The sequence below is a fragment of the Enterovibrio baiacu genome (assembly GCF_004120195.1).
In the GTDB taxonomy this organism is placed as follows: domain Bacteria; phylum Pseudomonadota; class Gammaproteobacteria; order Enterobacterales; family Vibrionaceae; genus Enterovibrio; species Enterovibrio baiacui.
Genome location: NZ_SCHN01000005.1, coordinates 507,425 through 524,593 on the forward strand (window position 1 = coordinate 507,425; position 17,169 = coordinate 524,593).

The window sequence follows — 17,169 nt, forward strand, 5'->3', positions numbered from 1 at the left end:
TAACAGCCTAAATCTGGCGAAGCAATGCCTCTCACTCAGCATTGGGTTTGCCTGCCTTTTGAACCGCATAAAATGCCGCGATATCCGCTAAATCTTGCTCGTTTAAAGCGGAGAGCTGTTGCTGCATCATTTTACCCAAGACCCCGCCACGCTCGCCTTGTTGATAGCTCAGCATGGCGTTATACAGATATTGCGCATTTTGACCATTCAAGTGCGGATAACCACCGCGCTGACTATACCCCGTTGCACCATGACAAAATTGGCAAGAATACGCCTTCTTTTGCCCCAAATCTGACTTTCCCACAGGCATGGCTGCCAGTAGCGGTGAAGAGATAAAAAACATCGTTAAAGCAATAGAATAGCGAAATAGCATGCGAGTTCTCCTTTTGTGACGGCATCATAGCGGTACGCATCAAAAATGCACGCAATCAGTGAACGCGTTCAAACAGATGTATGAAAAACCATCACTTACTCTACAACTTTCGATACACTTTCGCGGTTTTCAACGGCCTATACTCAGCTCGATATTGGAATAGGTATCGCTTAATTCCTCCAATATCACAGCGTTTATCTCTTTGCGCATTTTGGTGCATATTCGAATGGCCTATTTAATTCTGGCTAGGCGACAAAGGCGATAGTTGACATGTTTTCTTCATCGGCTTGTCACCCGTACTTAACAATCAAGAACCAAAATCCGCAGCCATAACGATAAGAAACTCCCCCTAAAATACAGAAAGTAAAGGAAGACAACGTGAGCGAATATAATCAACATGACGATCAACGTCCTCTAGACCACGAACCTGAATTTAACCGCTTTATTGATGCCGCAATGAACCGCCGTAATTTCCTTCGCGCTGCTGGTGCGACAGGTACGGTGGCTTTCTTTGCCGCAACCCCTGTGGCTCAAGCCATTGCAGAAACCATGAAGAAAAGTGAACTAATGGGGTTCACTGCCATTCCCACGTCAACTGCAGACACCGTCGTTGTTCCTGAAGGCTACGTTGCAGAACCATTGATCTCTTGGGGTGATGCCCTGTTTGCAGACTCTCCGGCGTTTAGCCAAAGCAACGATTCTAAAGCGCAGGAAAAGCAGTACGGTGACAATACTGACGGCATGACGTTCTTCCCAATCTCAGACACCCGCGCCGTCTTGGTGGCAAACAACGAATACACCAACAACGAATACCTTTATACGCATCAAGGTAAAAACATTTCTGCTGATGATGTGCGTAAATCTCAGGCAGCTCATGCCGTTTCCATCGTTGAATTGGTTAAAAAGGACGGCCAATGGCAAGTGAACACTGAAGGTCGCCTGAATCGCAAACTCACCGCTTACACTCCCATGGAAATGACAGGCCCGGCTGCGGGTCATGACTTGTTAAAAACCAAAGATGATCCAACCGGAACGAAAATACTGGGGACATACAACAACTGTGCAAACGGCCAAACCCCATGGGGAACCTATCTCGCCTGTGAAGAAAACTTCAATGGTTACTTTGCAGCGTCTAAAGAGGTTGAGTTGACGGATGAATACAAACGTTACGGTGTAAAAGAAAAAGACTGGGGTTATGACTGGTGGAAACACGACGATCGTTTCGACATCGCGAAAACACCTAACGAGCCGAACCGTTTCGGTTGGGTGGTAGAAATCGACCCAATGAACCCAAATTCAACGCCGAAGAAACGCTCTGCATTGGGTCGCTTCAAGCATGAAAATGCAGCGATGGCGATCAATGATGACGGCCATGTTGTTGTCTATCTGGGCGATGATGAACGCGGTGAGCACCTGTACAAATTTGTTTCTAAGAACAAATATAAGCCCGGCAGCCATGCCTCTAACCTCGATCTTTTGGAGGAAGGCACGCTTTACGTTGCAAAATTGGACGGAAAAGAAGGCGAACTCAAAGGCAACGGCCAATGGCTAGAGCTGACTTTCGGCAAAAATGGCCTCACGCCGGAAAATGGTTTCAATAGCCAAGCGGAAGTCATGATTTTCGCACGAAAAGCCGCCACGCACGTTGGTGCGACCACCATGGATCGCCCAGAGTGGGTGGCTGTCCACCCAGATAACAAACACGTGTTCTGTACCCTCACCAACAACAAGTACCGTGGCGTGAGGGACACGCAACCCGTGAACGTTGCCAACCCACGAGTCGAAAACCCTTATGGACACATCATTCGGTGGGAACCAAAAGGTGGCGATCACACAGCGACGGATTTCGATTGGGATCTGTTCGTGATGGCAGGTAACCCAGAAATACATGAAGGCTTGATGGCCGGAACGGACAACATCAACAAAGACAACATGTTCAACAGCCCCGATGGCTTAGGGTTTGATGCGGCGGGTCGCATGTGGATCATGACGGATGGCAAGTACTCAAACGAAGGCAACTTCGCGGGCATGGGTAACAACCAAATGTTGTGTGCGGATTCAAAGACTGGCGAAATTCGTCGTTTCTTAACAGGCCCTATCGCGTGTGAAGTGACCGGACTGACGTTCTCGCCCGATTACAAAACCATGTTTGTCGGTATTCAACACCCCGGTGAAAATCTTGCCCCCTCTCATTTCCCAGAAGGTGGAGATGCGATTCCCCGTTCAACCGTTATGCGCATTACGCGCAAGGATGGCGGCGTCATTGGTGCATAGTCCACGAATACAGTGTATTCGGTGACATGAATAAACACGACGCAACAAAAAGCCCCATTGAATGCAATGGGGCTTTTCTATTAACCCTGATCGTAATTGTCGTGACAACCTATTGTTATTGCTGGTTAATCAGCACTGATCGCATACTCATACTGCCATGAGAAATCCCCATCACAGGAAAGCTCAGTATATCTTCATCACGCTTTACACCAAGGGTATACAACAACGGCCAATAATGGTCCGGCGTAGGAATCGCCAAATCCATTTCTTGTCCTAGTGAATCGTAGTCAAGCAGAGGCTCGACGTCGTTTTGCACCAGGTGATGCGCTATTTTTGCGTCCGCATGCAACGCCCACGGGTAAGCATACTCTTCGCGATGATCGATCAAGGTGAGGTTATGGACAATGTTGCCACTGGCGAGAATGAGGATATTTTCATCGCGCAGAAAATCGAGTGCTTTGCCACGCTCAAAATGCTCTCGCGCCGACAAGTTCATGTCCAAGCTCATTTGTACAACAGGGATATTTGCATCTGGATACATGTGACGTAGTACCGTCCATGCGCCGTGATCGAGCCCCCATCCCTCATCTAGCTCAATGTCAAACGACACACGCCCTGCAATGTCTCTTGCTAACGACGGCGCGCCAGGTGCTTTGTATTCAATGACGTTGAGCCTAGGATCGATGGGCCCAAAATCGTGGATCGTTTTTGGATATTCGGCTGTTGTAATGCGCGTGCCGCGTGTCATCCAGTGTGCAGAAATGCATAAGATCGCTTTGGGTATTGCCATGTCTCTTGCGATTTGTTTCCAAGCATTCGTGTAACGGTTTTCAGATAAAGTATAAATCGGCGTCCCGTGGCCGATAAACAGCGCAGGCATTCTTTGGCCCATACTCGCCTGCGTAGGTAGTGACATTTAGTTTCCCCCTTTTCTATCAGATATCCATTGGCTACATTTTTGTTGTTCTTTGTAGCACTATTCATTGCCTCCATTTGATGCATTATGAACAAGGCATTTAAGGTATAAAATCCCAGTAAACAAGATACAGGTGCACTCCAACTCGAAAAACAGCGATAACCAGAATTAACCTTTCATCAAAACTGAACAATCCCTATATTTTTATTTATCTTCAATTGGATAGTTAACATTTACGCTTGAGAAGATAGTAATAATTCACTTGGCACCAGTGCCAGGCGTGTTGAGACTGTGCGCAACCCGATCAAGTGTAAAATCGCACTAACGGTTGGGCTAAGATCTGGCACGATGGTGACCTTGTATTTTTAAGCGGTTTTAGAAATTTCGGTGTGAGTGACACAACTCTGCATCATTCCCCCGGCTACCCACACATTTTCAATACCTTTCTCTGACAACACGCTTTCTAACGTTGTATTTGGCGATTTGTCACCTCACATCACATTAAAGGTTTGCGCCGAGTCTCGGGAGTTGTTGTCAACAACGACAGGGTTTCACCTCATCGCTAGCCATGGTCTTGATGCGTTTGATAACAGCGACATCATTTCAAAAAATCATTTGCCATATCACCGTCGGCATAGAGAAAGTTATTTGAGCAGTCACTTTCAAACACCCAATAGCAAAAAAACACAAAATCAAAACGAACTAAATGAGCGTTAGGTACATTAACAAAGGCTAAATTAATCAGCACATTAACACTGAGGTCTTTATTATTTTCGTTACAAACTCATTCTTTTAAGTGTAAATTTTTCAAACAAAACACAATAAAAACTCAGTCTTCATTCATTCTATTTTCTGCTATTTGTGCAATTAGCATCTTTTCATTGAAAGCATTTTCACGTTTAGCCAAACTTTATGTGACCAAGATGTAAACAAAAAAGTACCAATTTCACGTCTGAGGTATTATTCGGCATTTGCAGTCACGAAAACGCTTTCAAGGGCTCACTCCACTGAGCGACACATTTGAGAGAGGGCGCTAATCTTGGCCCCCGAGCATGACTGACATTTACCTCTAACAAAAACGCGTGAATGCACAAACGCAACGCGGCGAATAAATGGTATGGCGCAACAACAAACGTCAGACGATTTGTATGAGCATATGTAAACATTCTCTTTTAGCTATAATTGCAGCCCAACTCACGATCATCGGTGGTTGGGATTTTTTTTGCCCTTTTCTTAGCAACAAAAGCATGAATGTCCGCGTTTAGCGATCAACTGTCGTGTTTTGTGAGGGGAAAGAAGAAGTGAAAAACCCACGCAGGGCCAATAAGTAAAAACTGAACATCTTTGAAGAAAGACGGCTTTTTACCTTCAATGTGGTGACCAACGAATTGCAGAATCCAAAGCACAACAAACAGCACAAGTGACAGCGCCAGAATATTCACGTTGGCATGTTCAAGCTGCACGAGCAACAGGGTGCAAAACATCGAGAAGGCTGTCATCACAACAAACGCTTTGAGTGACATCATGGCATAGAAACACAGCACAAACGCCAACACGAGGAAATACGGCGCAATGCTCACGCCCGCAATGGACAACGATGGAACAAGCCATAGCAAGCCCGCAACTGAAAAGAAAATCCCTGGGACGGCGACCTTATGAATTTTTTGGTTAGTGGGGTTCTGGTGGCTCTCGCCATATTCCTCAAACCATTGGTCTAACGACTTCATTTGCCACGCTCCTTGTCATCGATCTTGTCTTCATACTGCCCGATTCAAGCCATGATTTGAAATACAATATCTCGAACGACCGGTATGACTGACAACACTAATAGCAGTGACATGCAGTAGTTAAACACCTTTCTTCTCGCCGATGATGTAAGCACTTTTTTCAACATTGAGCCGAATAACAGCCATACGCCAACACTGGGAAATGACACAAAAAAGAAGGTTGTCGCGATGATGGCATTTTGTGTATAGAACCCCTCTCCGACGGAGGTAAAAGCGGCAATGGTTCCCGTGGCAACAACCCATGCTTTCGCATTGACCCACTGAAATAACGCCCCCTTTAGAAAAGTGAGTGGCCTTGCCTGCTCGTCCGTTGAATCGGACATTTCTCCGGCGCGCGCAATCAAGTAAGCCAAATACAGAAGATACGCTGTACCTATGCATTTGATGATCAAATGAAGCTCAGGAAAACGCTGAAAAAGCTGGCCGAATCCCAGCCCCACCAGCAAAAGCATGATGGTGAAACCAACACAAATCCCCAAAAGCAAAGGAACACTCTTACGAACGCCAAAATTAACCCCAGAAGACATCAATAAGAAGTTATTTGGCCCAGGGGTAGCGGAAGCGGAAATGGCAAAAAGCGTAACAGCGAAAAGATACTCCACAGTGCAAGCTCCTTTATCAGACTGCGCGAACAACGCAGCCGTTATTGCGTTTCAGACGAATTTCGTTCGGCGCGATAAAGGCCATAAACAGCATGATCGACAATGCGATCATCCAGCTTTTCTGCCTGCCGGATGACGCCTTCCAATGTGAAGCCTAATCTTTCACATACCGCGCGACTGGCTTTGTTGTCCGTCGCTGCAGATATTTCCACTTTTTCCATACCAAGCGTTTCAAAAGCAATGCGAACAAGTGCCATCACGCAGCGAGAAACAATGCCTTTTCCTTGCTGGTTTTGGCAAATCCAATAGCCGATTTCCACTTTCTTTAGATCATGAGAAATCATATTGAAACTGATGTTTCCCACAACCTCCCCTTGGTAGAGCATCGCGCAGGTTAACGATTTCCCATCAGCGTAATCATGAAGCGAGCGTCGGACAAACCCTTCAAAAAAGACAACACCATCGGCATGCGGTGGCCATGCTAACCATTTTGCCAAATACTCCCTGTCGCGACTGACAATGTCGAAATAGTCATGAGCAAAGGAAGGTTGAACAAGCGCGAGTGAAATGTCTTCATCGACAACAGTGGTAAACATAACGTTAATCCTTTACGCCTTTAAAGCCGCGTCCATCACACTCAAGCGGGATGCACATAGTTCGATATCTCTATCAAATTGCCATCAAGGTCGCGAAAGTACAATGATTCAATCGCGCCTTGCGCCCCAGTGCGCGGCACTGGGCCTTCTTCAATGGCGACACCCTCGCGGCGTAAGTGTTGAGCCGCCTCGCTCAGCGGGGTGGACAAGATGAAGCATAAGTCAGCGCTTCCTGATTGGACATGGCGCGCATGGGGCAGGAACTCCGCGCCCTTTTGATGAAGGTTTATCTTTTGGTGGCCAACGTTCTGATGACCAAAGCTAAGCGCCGTTCGGCCATCACCAAAAGTAACGATGTTCATGCCAAGCACACGGTGATAGAAATCCGCAGAGGCATTAATATCCGCAACAGTAAGCACTAAATGGTCAAGATGACTGACTTTCACATGGCCTCCAATGAATGATGTGGCGCTCTTAAACACGTCGAGAAGCCATTGGGTGTTCAGGCGTTAGCTGCAGAAGATCCCAGCGATTACCATAGAGATCTTCAAACACGGCCACCGTGCCATAATCCGCCTCCATAGGTTCGCGGATAAAATGCACGCCCTCTTCACGCATTCGGTTGTAGTCGCGCCAGAAATCATCCGTAGAAAGAAATAGGAACACACGGCCACCTGCTTGATTACCGATGAAGGTGCTTTGCTCTTCGTTAGAAGCTCTTGCAAGTAATAGTGTCATGCCATTCGAACCCGGTGGAGAAATGACGACCCAACGCTTATCCTGTTCTGGCTGGTAAGTATCTTCCACCACCTCAAACTTCAACTTATTGACGTAGAACTCGAGTGCCTCGTCGTAGTCTCTCACCACAATCGCGACGTGGATCAGCGCTTGTTTCATGCTATTCCTCTCATTATCTTTTTCACTCAAACTAAAATACGTTCTTTTTAACGATTTAATTGTGATAAATTATCTTACAAATAAGAATATAAAACTATTTGCATTTAAACGTAATAATTGCGCCAAATCAATTTAATTGCAGAAGCTTACGCCTTATAAAAACTAAAAACTCATCGAGAATGAAATAAAAATAACATTTATTTTTAACCACTTACTTTGCATTTCTAAAAGACACAATAACTTTCATTGTTTTTTTCTATTATCACCATCGAAATAATCCCTTTCATAAATTGTGTCAATGCTATCTATACTCATTTTACTGACAAACATTCTAGACATAACAATGGGAGGTGCTATTTACAGACAAAGCACAATGACACATTAAGTGGTTACTTATTTAACATTATTTATATCGTCAACATTCCGCATGATTGACCTAGGCCTCTTTTTGCATAAAAAAAAGGACAAGGTGAACTAAACCAAAACTGAGTGTTTTTCCGGTGTAAATATTACTCTTAACCCAAGTAAATACTGAGAGTTTTTTAAAATCACATTCACTGTGTCAGCGTTTTGTCATTTGCACTGAAATATGAGTACAGAGACGTTAACTCCTTAAATTAAATAATAGACGTGTTTTTATTTTTAAAATAACGCGCGGATTACTGTATCCACACACACGTATACATGGAAGAGGAAAGTAACATGTTTAAAAAGACCCTTATTTCGGTCGTCTTGTCTGGTCTATTGGTTTCATCACCAACATTCGCGCAAGGCGAACCAAAATCAAACCAATTCTGGTGGCCTGACCAACTCAATCTAGCTCCCCTTCGTGATCATGGCCAAGAATCAAACCCTCTCGGCGAAGACTTTGACTACGCTGCCGCATTCGAAACCTTGGACCTCGACGCCGTTAAAAAAGACATCTCCGTTGTGCTTACCGAATCCCAACCTTGGTGGCCCGCAGATTACGGCCACTACGGCCCATTCTTTATCCGCATGGCATGGCACGCAGCAGGGACTTACCGTGTTTCTGATGGTCGTGGTGGGGCTGGCGGTGGTCAACAACGTTTTGACCCGCTCAATAGCTGGCCTGATAACGCCAACCTCGATAAAGCGCGCCGCCTGCTGTGGCCTGTGAAACAAAAATACGGTGAAAGCCTTTCTTGGGCTGACTTGATGGCACTGACAGGCAACGTTGCCCTTGAATCGATGGGCTTTAAAACCTTCGGGTTTGCCGGTGGCCGTGAAGATGATTGGGAACCCGACTTTGTTTACTGGGGCCCAGAAGAAGAAATGCTCGCTGATGAACGTCGCGATGAAAACGGCAAGTTGAGGGAAGGCCTTGCCGCGGTTCAGATGGGCCTTATCTACGTCAACCCAGAAGGCCCAGGCGGTGTGCCTGATCCGCTTCTAGCAGCAAAAGACATTCGTCATTCATTTGGCCGTATGGCAATGAACGATGAAGAAATTGTCGCGCTGATCGCTGGCGGACACACCTTTGGTAAGGCGCACGGTGCGCACAAGCCAGAAGAATGTTTAGGTGAAGCGCCGGCGGGTGCACCCGTTGAAGAACAGGGTTTCGGCTGGAAAAACAAATGTGGCACGGGCAAAGGTGCTGATGCCATTACCAGTGGTCTAGAAGGCGCATGGACAGTCACACCAACACAATGGACGACCAATTACCTTGATAACCTGTTCGGCTTCAATTGGGTGCTGACAGAAAGTCCTGCTGGCGCGAAACAGTGGATCCCAGATTCAAAAGCAGCAGCACAGCTTGTGCCTGATGCGCACGATCCTACCAAGCGCCATGCACCAATCATGTTCACCACAGACATTGCAATCAAAGAAGATCCACAATTCCGCGCAATAGCTGAAAGCTTCCGCGAGGACCCTGCAAACTTTGAGCTCGCATTTGCCAAAGCGTGGTTCAAACTCAATCACCGCGATCTCGGCCCACGTGCAAGGTACATCGGTGCTGAAATCCCAGAAGAAATTCTGGTCTGGCAAGATCCGGTGCCTGCGGTTGATCACCCGCTCATCACGGACAAGCAAGCTGACGAGATCAAAGCCGATATTCTGGCATCGGGTTTGAGCGTGCCGGAGCTGGTGAAAACAGCATGGGCATCAGCAGCAAGCTACCGCGGCACGGACATGCGTGGCGGTGCAAATGGCGCGCGCTTGCAGCTTGAGCCTCAAAAAGATTGGGCGGTTAACAACCCGAAAGAGACGCAAAAAGTGCTGAAAGCACTCACTAAGATTCAGAAAGACTTCAACAAGCAAGCGGGCGACACACAAGTCTCTCTGGCTGATGTGATTGTGCTGGCAGGCGCTGCAGGTGTTGAGAAAGCGGCGAAAGACGCAGGGCTGAAAGCGGATGTTCCATTTAACCCAGGCCGAACTGATGCCACACAAGCAATGACGGATGTCGAATCGTTCGCTGTGCTTGAACCCACGGCAGACGGTTTCAGAAACTACTTTGATGCGTCGAAAAACTACCGTTCACCGGCCGAAGCATTGGTTGAACGCGCTGACTTGCTCACCCTCACTGTGCCTGAAATGACGGTACTTGTCGGCGGTATGCGTGCAATGAACGCGAACAGCGATGGCTCGTCCAACGGTGTGTTTACGTACAAACCAGGCACCCTAAGCAACGATTACTTCCTGAACTTGCTTGATATGTCCACCAAGTGGTCAAAATCGTCAGACATGGAAGGCATCTATGTCGGTACAGACCGTGCTTCTGGTGATAGGAAATGGACGGCAACGCCAGTCGATTTGATTTTCGGTTCAAATGCAGAGCTTCGCTCAATTTCGGAAGTGTACGCATCAAACGGTTCTGAGCAGAAGTTTGTGGATGATTTTGTCGCGGCATGGACAAAAGTCATGAACAACGATCGCTTTGACCTGAAAAACTAAGGAAACGTCCTTTAAGACGTAGCGATCTCATCCCAATGTCGCTTGCTATCCAAAGAGCTCGAACCCAGGTTGGTCGAGCTCTTTTTTTGTCTTGCAGGCTGCAAAATGAATCCACGAAAAAACCAGCCTCTCGGCTGGCTTTATGCAGATAACGCAACAGCTGCTTAGGCAGTTACATCAAATCCGCTTTATCATCCGCAGCGATTTTCGCTTTGGCTTTATCAGCTTCAGCTTGCAAAAGATCAAACCACTTCTTGCCATCATCTACGTTCTCTTGGAACCAGGTGTACACAGGCGCAGCCGCTTCTTGGAACTTGGCTTTGTCTGCTGGCGATGGCACATAAAGCTTACCGCCTGATTTTTTGAAGGCTTCATACGCCGCGATAGACTTACGCTTCGGAGATGCAAACGTTGCTTGTTGTAACGCACGGAAGCCATCAACGATCACTTTGCGTTGCTCAACAGGCATGTCCAAGAACACTTCGTTATTCATGTACCAAAGCGCTGACATGTAGGCGTGACCATCAAGCGTGACATATTTCAGGCCCGCTTCTGGAAATTTCATGCCCATGATGTCGGTGATGCCGTTTTTAGATCCTTCAACCACGCCTGTTTGGAAAGATGTGTAAAGCTCTGGCCATGGGATTGGCGTAGGGCTTGCGCCCAGCGCTTTAACAAGTTCTTGCGGCAAATCAGCTACCACGGTACGGATTTTCAACCCTTCCATGTCGCTTGGCTGTTTTACCGTACGCTTGGTATTAGCAAAGTTACGCCAACCGCCCGTGTTACCAATCGCCATCAAACGCAATTTATTGTCAGTATCCGCGAGGATTTCTTTACGCAGCTCACGCACGAAATCACCCTGAAGCACGGCTTCAGCAGTGCGATCATCAGGCAATACATACGGCAGATCCAACACTTGGATATACGGGAACATGTTCGCCGCACCACCAGAGGTTGAAATATAAACATCAACAGAGCCATCTTCTACCGCTTGAATACACTCGGTGCCGTTGCCGCAAAGTTGGGTACCAATGAAAAGGTCGACTTTAATCTTGCCGTTTGAGTGTGATTCCACGAAGTCTTTGAAGACAACAAGACCATCATAATCTTCATCGTTTTCGTTCGAATTCGCGACAGCACGAAGGTTAAAATCAGCGGCCATTGTTGGCGCGGTCATTGCCATTGTCGACATGACAGCAGCCAGTCCGAGAGCACTTCCTTTCAATGCTTTATGCATTGTTTTTACTGTTGTTTTCATACTTCACCTTTCACATCCGTGGATAGCCAGTCGAACACTGACCTTGTTAAGGCGAGAACGTCAGTTCTCCGTTGCTTACAAACCCACTCACGCCAAGCCTAACCACTGCGGGATAGTCATAGACAGAGCCGGGAAAAACGTAATCAGGAATATCACCAATACTTCGACTGCCAAGAACGGCAAAATGGCACGGGAGATGGTTTCCACTTTTTCACCAGACACGCTTGAGGCGACAAAGAGCACGAGGCCCATCGGCGGCGTCGCAAGGCCAACCGTTAAATTGACGCTCATGATGATGGCGAAATGCACTGGGTCAATGCCCAAGCTAATAAAGACGGGAGCCAGAATTGGACCCAGAATAATGATGGCAGGACCGGCATCGAGGAACATGCCGATCACAAAGAGTAAGATATTGATCAAGAAGAGTAAGATCAGTGGATTATCACTGATGCCCAGCGTGAATTCCGCCATGGCCTCTGCGGCATGAGAAAGTGATACCACGGTTTTGAATGCCAACGCCGCGCCCACCAGCAAGAGGATCACTGCGGATGATTTCGCACTGCTTGCGAAGATATCAGGAATGTCTTTCAGCTTGACGGTCTTTAGCACGAACATGCCCACCAACAAGGTATACACCACCGCAATCGCCGATGCTTCTGTCGGGGTAAAAATACCGCCTAAGATGCCACCCAAAATGATCACGGGTGTGAGCAATGGCCAGAAGGCATTTTTCGTCGCCACACCGCGCTCTCGCCACGTGGCTTTTTCGCTCGCAACAGGCAGATTCTGGCTTTTTGCCATTAGTGCTATCAGCAGCATCAAACCGCCACCGATCAACATGCCCGGTACCACTCCTGCAGCAAACAGCGCTGCCACAGAAATCTCCATGGTATAGGCGTAGATAATCATGATGCCAGAAGGCGGAATGATCGGGCCAATCACGGACGAAGCCGCCGTAATCGCCGCCGCAAATTTTCGCGAGTACCCGTTCTTTTCCATGGCAGGGATCATCATGGAACCGATCGCCGATGTATCTGCCACTGCTGAACCCGATAGTCCCGCAAACAGCATGCTCGACATGACGTTCACATGTGCCAAACCGCCACGTACATGGCCAATGAGAGACTGAGAAAAGCTCACCAAGCTGAGTGTGATACCGCTTCGATTCATCACCTCGCCCGCTAACATAAAGAAGGGGATCGCCATTAATGGGAAGGAATCAATGCCGTTATAAATATTGCGGAACAGCAAAGGAATATCGCGATCCATGCCTTCTGCATACAGCATTAAGCCCGGCGCGGTCAGCAGGGCAAAAAACACTGGCATGCCAAGCATGAGGATCAGTAAAAACAGAGGTAAAAACAGGATTAACATTTACAACCACTTCCCTATGTTGAGCAGGGGCTGAGACAAGGCGCTTGCCTCAAATTACCCTTCGACGCGCCAAGATTGATGGCAGTCGTCGTTATCCTTTTTCCGCATTCGCGCCGATGGATGCTGCTTCATCACGCGCTTTATCGTCAGGCAATAAAGCACGAAGAAACAGTTCGATATTTGCCAACAACATGCTGCCAAAGCACACGGGCATCGCGAGGTAAATCCATGCGCGTTTCAATGGAAACGACGCAGCGCGGGTACGAAACCCGCGATCAAAAAACTCAAGGGCGACGACAAAAAGTTGAACCAACACGGCAAACGCCAACACGATAAGGAAGAGTTTGATCCAACGGCTAATGCTGGCGGGCAAGTAGTTATGGATCATATCGATAGAGACAAACATGCCCTTTCGATAAGCATCACCCGCGACCAGCGCCATCATCCAAATCATCAATGCGCGCGCGACTTCTTCCGGCCAAGGCAAAGCGGAATTGAACACGTAGCGACACACCACTTGAAGCAAAATGCTGCCGACCATTAACGCCACCAACACCCAAGCGATCGATGAGCCAATCTTCCCAATGCGATCGTTGATCGCGGAAATTGCGGTTAAACTCGTCGTCAAAAATGCCATTAAGCCACTTCTCCTACACGACCAAATCGGCTTTGTTCAAACACCAAGCCTGACCCTTCACGGCCAGAGCTAAAGTCGGTGACTTTTCCCAACATGATGTCGTGGTCGCCTGCTGCCACCACACCATGCATGTCGCAATCAAACCATGCAACAGCACCCGAAATGATGGCGCGTCCACTTGGCGCACGCTCAATCTCGACATCACTGAAACGTTCTTCGTGGCTGCCGCGGCAAAACTTCATCGCCAAATCAGAATGCTCAACCGCAAGAACACTCACGGTGTAACCTCCCGACTCGAGGATCGGCGCTTTTGACGACGACCCACTGTTTAAGCTCCACAGCACGATGGCAGGTTCAAGCGAGACAGAGTTGAACGATGAACAGGTCAGCCCGTAATCTTCGCCTTCATGGCGCGCGGTGATCACGGTTACGCCTGTAGCAAAGCGCCCTAATGCGTTTCGTAATTCCTTACTCATGCCACTTCCTCCCCGGCAGCTGCCGTTAAGAGTTCAAACCATGTTTCTCGGTCAATGCTCACCTTCAGTGCATCACTCGCGGTACGAATACGGGCCAGATTGTTGGTGCCAACCACCGGCAAAATGCCCGCTGGATGTGCCAATAACCAAGCAACCGCTACCGCATCAATGCCTACGCCAAAACGCGCCGCTTCACGTTGCAGCAATGGCTTCACGCGCTGCGCGGCTTCGCCATTACCAAACAACTCACCGCCCGCAAGCGGTGACCATGCCATGGGCTTAATGCCGTGTTGCTGCATAAACGCCAAGGTGCCATCAGTAAAACTGTCACGGGCAAGCAAACTCATTTCAACTTGGTTCGTCACCAATGGGTTTTTCATGCCAGATTGGAGTAAATCCCAGTCCCAGCGTTTGAAATTCGATACCCCAACGCCTTTCACCAATCCCTCATCAATCAAGGCATCCAGCGCTTGCCCAGTGGCATGGTGATCCATGAAAGGATCGGGACGGTGAATCAAAAGCAAATCAAGGTGATCGGTATTCAGGTGTTTTAACGAATTATGTACTGACGTTCGGATGTGTTCTGGCGAGGTGTCGTAATACTTCACTCGACGATCGGCGTATTTGTCAGACAGCAACATGATGTCGCATTTGCTCACGAGCTGGATTTGATCACGCAGTGACGGCGTTTTCGCCAACACTTGACCAAACACCGCCTCACATTCGTAATCGCCGTAAATATCCGCATGATCAAACGTGGTGATGCCTTGCTCTAAACACGCATCCACTTTCGCGCGAACGTTCGCTTCTGAGGTATCAGCATCGTCGGCTAGACGCCAAGCGCCATACACAATGCGGCTAAAAGCGGGTAAAGCATCGTTCAGTTGGGTGTACTTCATTACTTTCTTTCTCCCACACCCAAAGGTGTTGCTGGTGTTGTTGCTGGCACGCGGCCATATTCTTCTGGCATTGAACAGGTTTTCAGGTGTGGCAGAATTTTCTGGCCCACGATCTCGCATTCATCTTTGTGCGGGTATCCCGAGAAAATAAACGCGCGAATCCCCATTTTTTGGTATTCCTCAATTTTGGTCAGCACTTGGTCGACACTGCCCACCAACGCCGCACCACACCCTGAACGCGCACGGCCTACGCCCGTCCAAAGGTTCGATTCGGTATAACCAAACTGGTCTGCGCCTTCACGCTGCTTCGATTGAAGCGCCACGCCAAGGCTGGTTGCGTCTAACGCACGCTCTTTGATCGAGCGACCAAATTCATCATCAAGTTTAGAAACCAATGACTCTGCATATTCTTTAGCTTCTGCTTCGGTATCACGCACCACCATGTGAACTCGCAATCCGTAATCCAAGGTGCGATTGTGGCGTTGTGCCACTTCATTCACCGCGCGCATGCGATTCGCTAACATGTCTTGGGTTTCCGGCCACATCAGGTAGACATCACACTCGGAACCGCACAGCTCTAACGCATCTGGCGAGTAACCGCCGAAATACAGCAGCGGGCCGCCATTTTGTTGATAAGGACGCACCGGATCTGTCGACAAATCGCTCAAGTTGTAAATCTCGCCTTGGAAGCGGATTTCATCTTGCGTCCATGCTTGGCGCAGGATCTCAACCACTTCTTTCGAACGGCGGTAGCGAAACGCGCTGTCTTCTTTCTGGCCGGGGAAATCAGAGGAAATCACATTCAGGGTGAGTCGCCCTTTCATGATGTGATCGAGTGTCGCCACCGAGCGTGCCAACATCGCAGGGTGAACTTCACCACAGCGAATCGCAGCCAACAGGTTAATGCGCTCAGTCAATGGTCCCATCGCCGACGCGAAGGTCATGGTGTCTTGCCCTACTTGGTAAGACGAAGGACATAAAATATTACGAAAACCCTGCTTTTCAGCGGTGAGCACAATGTCTCGCGTGTTTTCCCAATTACTTCTCAAATTGCCATCTGGCACACCTAGATAGCGATAGTCATCACTGCAAATTGGTGCAAACCATGACACTTCCGATGCGTCTAACCCTGCACTTGTGATGGGCACTACACTCATTGTCCAATCTCCCGCTCTTTTTCTTTTTAAACTCAATTGACGCACACCGAAAGTGCTTAACAATCAGCACCTAACGCTCCATGCGAAAACACTCAAAAGGTAAATGATTAGTGAATGATTTGTTAAATAATGCTATAAGATAAATAGGAAAAGTAAATCAATGCTGAATGAATTTGATATTGATTCAGCCAATAGATATCGCTATTGAGCGATAACTCATTAAATTTAAAGTATTTATCAATTTCGAGAATTTTTAGAAATGAGTGAATCAACCCGATTACCCCTGTTCATTCAAATCAGCGAGTTGTTGCACAGAGAGATCACAGCGGGCTATTGGCTGCCAGGCGAGCGATTGCCAACGGAAGCAGAATTGTCAAAAAAGCTAGGGGTTGCGACAGGAACACTCCGCAAAGCACTCGCCGAATTGGAAAACAAAGGGCTTTTAGAGCGAAAACAAGGTTCTGGCACCTACGTAAAAGAAACATTGAGTGACAATGCCATTTACCACTTTTTTCGGTTAGAACTGCAAAGCGGCGGCGGGTTGCCGAATGCTGATTTTCTTAGCGTGGAGAAAATGCAGAACACCTATGTGGCCTCTTTACTGAGCCTGCCTTCGAATGCGCCATTGTGGCGATTTCGCCGTTTGCGTCGCCTCGATCAAAAACCTGCGGCGGTTGAAGAAATTTGGATCGATGGGCGACACCGCACTGCCATCGATCCGCAAGAATTGGTGGAATCACTTTACGTGTATTACCGCGAGAAATTAGGTTTTTGGATCTCCCGCGTTCAAGACAGCATCACGGTCAGTAACGTGCCTGATTGGAAACCCAAAGAATTTGAATTAGCTGAAGGAACGCCATGTGGCTATATAGAACGGCTAAGTTGGTCAAACCGAGACCGCATCGAAGAAGTCTCATTCACTTGGTTTGACCCTCACACGGTGCGTTACGCCGCACGATGGTCTTAAAAGACAGTCGTGCTTAACGACACTTTTCCCAATTTTT

General features: G+C 47.9%; 16 protein-coding genes. 3 read left to right on the forward strand and 13 right to left on the reverse strand.

Going from position 1 to position 17,169, the window contains the following annotated elements; genetic code table 11:
- Positions 1-31: 31 nt before the first annotated feature.
- Complete coding sequence (locus tag EQP46_RS02540; RefSeq protein ID WP_129492143.1) at positions 32-373, reverse strand: c-type cytochrome; 342 nt, start codon at positions 371-373, stop codon at positions 32-34.
- A 456-nt stretch (positions 374-829) separates the two neighbouring features.
- Here EQP46_RS02540 and EQP46_RS02545 point away from each other — a divergent pair, with 456 nt between their 5' ends.
- Entirely contained in the window at positions 830-2,647 is a 1,818-nt protein-coding gene (locus EQP46_RS02545) for a PhoX family protein (protein ID WP_192545472.1), read from the forward strand.
- 115 nt (positions 2,648-2,762) lie between these two features.
- On the opposite strand, the gene ygiD is transcribed toward EQP46_RS02545, so the two are convergent.
- The 6 genes from ygiD to EQP46_RS02580 form a co-directional block, all read right to left on the reverse strand.
- The gene (gene ygiD / locus EQP46_RS02550) at positions 2,763-3,563 is read right to left on the reverse strand and encodes a 4,5-DOPA-extradiol-dioxygenase (protein WP_129492145.1); all 801 of its coding nucleotides are present in this window, start codon (positions 3,561-3,563) and stop codon (positions 2,763-2,765) included.
- 1,268 nt (positions 3,564-4,831) lie between these two features.
- A complete protein-coding gene (locus EQP46_RS02560; RefSeq protein ID WP_129492147.1) occupies positions 4,832-5,290 on the reverse strand; it encodes an Mpo1 family 2-hydroxy fatty acid dioxygenase in 459 nt (152 codons plus the stop codon).
- A gap of 44 nt (positions 5,291-5,334) precedes the next feature.
- Complete coding sequence (locus EQP46_RS02565) at positions 5,335-5,952, reverse strand: LysE family translocator (protein WP_129492148.1); 618 nt, start codon at positions 5,950-5,952, stop codon at positions 5,335-5,337.
- A gap of 41 nt (positions 5,953-5,993) precedes the next feature.
- Complete coding sequence (locus EQP46_RS02570; protein WP_129492149.1) at positions 5,994-6,548, reverse strand: GNAT family N-acetyltransferase; 555 nt, start codon at positions 6,546-6,548, stop codon at positions 5,994-5,996.
- Positions 6,549-6,589: 41 nt separating this feature from the next.
- On the reverse strand, positions 6,590-6,994 hold the full coding sequence (locus EQP46_RS02575) for a VOC family protein (protein WP_129492150.1): 405 nt from the start codon (positions 6,992-6,994) through the stop codon (positions 6,590-6,592).
- Positions 6,995-7,022: 28 nt separating this feature from the next.
- Positions 7,023-7,445: a VOC family protein gene (locus EQP46_RS02580; protein ID WP_129492151.1), complete on the reverse strand. Its 423-nt coding sequence runs from the start codon at positions 7,443-7,445 to the stop codon at positions 7,023-7,025.
- A gap of 702 nt (positions 7,446-8,147) precedes the next feature.
- On the opposite strand from EQP46_RS02580, the gene katG reads away from it, so the two are divergent.
- Positions 8,148-10,361 carry a catalase/peroxidase HPI gene (gene katG / locus EQP46_RS02585; protein WP_129492152.1) on the forward strand — a complete coding sequence of 738 codons (2,214 nt, stop codon included), beginning with the start codon at positions 8,148-8,150 and terminating at the stop codon, positions 10,359-10,361.
- A gap of 172 nt (positions 10,362-10,533) precedes the next feature.
- Here the strand turns inward: katG and EQP46_RS02590 are convergent, their stop codons facing one another.
- The 6 genes from EQP46_RS02590 to EQP46_RS02615 form a co-directional block, all read right to left on the reverse strand.
- Complete coding sequence (locus EQP46_RS02590) at positions 10,534-11,622, reverse strand: TRAP transporter substrate-binding protein (protein WP_129492153.1); 1,089 nt, start codon at positions 11,620-11,622, stop codon at positions 10,534-10,536.
- 87 nt (positions 11,623-11,709) lie between these two features.
- Positions 11,710-12,996 carry a TRAP transporter large permease gene (locus tag EQP46_RS02595; protein ID WP_129492154.1) on the reverse strand — a complete coding sequence of 429 codons (1,287 nt, stop codon included), beginning with the start codon at positions 12,994-12,996 and terminating at the stop codon, positions 11,710-11,712.
- A 91-nt stretch (positions 12,997-13,087) separates the two neighbouring features.
- A complete protein-coding gene (locus EQP46_RS02600; protein ID WP_129492155.1) occupies positions 13,088-13,633 on the reverse strand; it encodes a TRAP transporter small permease in 546 nt (181 codons plus the stop codon).
- Positions 13,633-14,109: a flavin reductase family protein gene (locus tag EQP46_RS02605; protein WP_129492156.1), complete on the reverse strand. Its 477-nt coding sequence runs from the start codon at positions 14,107-14,109 to the stop codon at positions 13,633-13,635. Before EQP46_RS02605 ends, EQP46_RS02600 begins: the two co-directional genes overlap by 1 nt.
- The gene (locus EQP46_RS02610; RefSeq protein WP_129492157.1) at positions 14,106-15,008 is read right to left on the reverse strand and encodes an aldo/keto reductase; all 903 of its coding nucleotides are present in this window, start codon (positions 15,006-15,008) and stop codon (positions 14,106-14,108) included. The genes EQP46_RS02605 and EQP46_RS02610 overlap by 4 nt, the downstream gene beginning before the upstream one ends.
- A complete protein-coding gene (locus EQP46_RS02615) occupies positions 15,008-16,165 on the reverse strand; it encodes an LLM class flavin-dependent oxidoreductase (protein WP_129492158.1) in 1,158 nt (385 codons plus the stop codon). Before EQP46_RS02615 ends, EQP46_RS02610 begins: the two co-directional genes overlap by 1 nt.
- A 259-nt stretch (positions 16,166-16,424) precedes the next feature.
- On the opposite strand from EQP46_RS02615, the gene EQP46_RS02620 reads away from it, so the two are divergent.
- Complete coding sequence (locus tag EQP46_RS02620; RefSeq protein WP_129492159.1) at positions 16,425-17,132, forward strand: GntR family transcriptional regulator; 708 nt, start codon at positions 16,425-16,427, stop codon at positions 17,130-17,132.
- Positions 17,133-17,169 lie beyond the last annotated feature (37 nt).

Excerpts from the sequence above, each read along its gene's own strand:
- EQP46_RS02590 (WP_129492153.1), bottom strand. The coding sequence starts at position 11,622 with ATGAAAACAACAGTAAAAACAATGCATAAAGCATTGAAAGGAAGTGCT.
- katG (WP_129492152.1), top strand. The coding sequence starts at position 8,148 with ATGTTTAAAAAGACCCTTATTTCGGTCGTCTTGTCTGGTCTATTGGTT.
- EQP46_RS02615 (WP_129492158.1), bottom strand. The coding sequence starts at position 16,165 with ATGAGTGTAGTGCCCATCACAAGTGCAGGGTTAGACGCATCGGAAGTG.
- EQP46_RS02600 (WP_129492155.1), bottom strand. The coding sequence starts at position 13,633 with ATGGCATTTTTGACGACGAGTTTAACCGCAATTTCCGCGATCAACGAT.
- EQP46_RS02610 (WP_129492157.1), bottom strand. The coding sequence starts at position 15,008 with ATGAAGTACACCCAACTGAACGATGCTTTACCCGCTTTTAGCCGCATT.
- EQP46_RS02560 (WP_129492147.1), bottom strand. The coding sequence starts at position 5,290 with ATGAAGTCGTTAGACCAATGGTTTGAGGAATATGGCGAGAGCCACCAG.
- EQP46_RS02620 (WP_129492159.1), top strand. The coding sequence starts at position 16,425 with ATGAGTGAATCAACCCGATTACCCCTGTTCATTCAAATCAGCGAGTTG.
- ygiD (WP_129492145.1), bottom strand. The coding sequence starts at position 3,563 with ATGTCACTACCTACGCAGGCGAGTATGGGCCAAAGAATGCCTGCGCTG.
- EQP46_RS02580 (WP_129492151.1), bottom strand. The coding sequence starts at position 7,445 with ATGAAACAAGCGCTGATCCACGTCGCGATTGTGGTGAGAGACTACGAC.
- EQP46_RS02595 (WP_129492154.1), bottom strand. The coding sequence starts at position 12,996 with ATGTTAATCCTGTTTTTACCTCTGTTTTTACTGATCCTCATGCTTGGC.
- EQP46_RS02605 (WP_129492156.1), bottom strand. The coding sequence starts at position 14,109 with ATGAGTAAGGAATTACGAAACGCATTAGGGCGCTTTGCTACAGGCGTA.
- EQP46_RS02545 (WP_192545472.1), top strand. The coding sequence starts at position 830 with ATGAACCGCCGTAATTTCCTTCGCGCTGCTGGTGCGACAGGTACGGTG.
- EQP46_RS02570 (WP_129492149.1), bottom strand. The coding sequence starts at position 6,548 with ATGTTTACCACTGTTGTCGATGAAGACATTTCACTCGCGCTTGTTCAA.
- EQP46_RS02540 (WP_129492143.1), bottom strand. The coding sequence starts at position 373 with ATGCTATTTCGCTATTCTATTGCTTTAACGATGTTTTTTATCTCTTCA.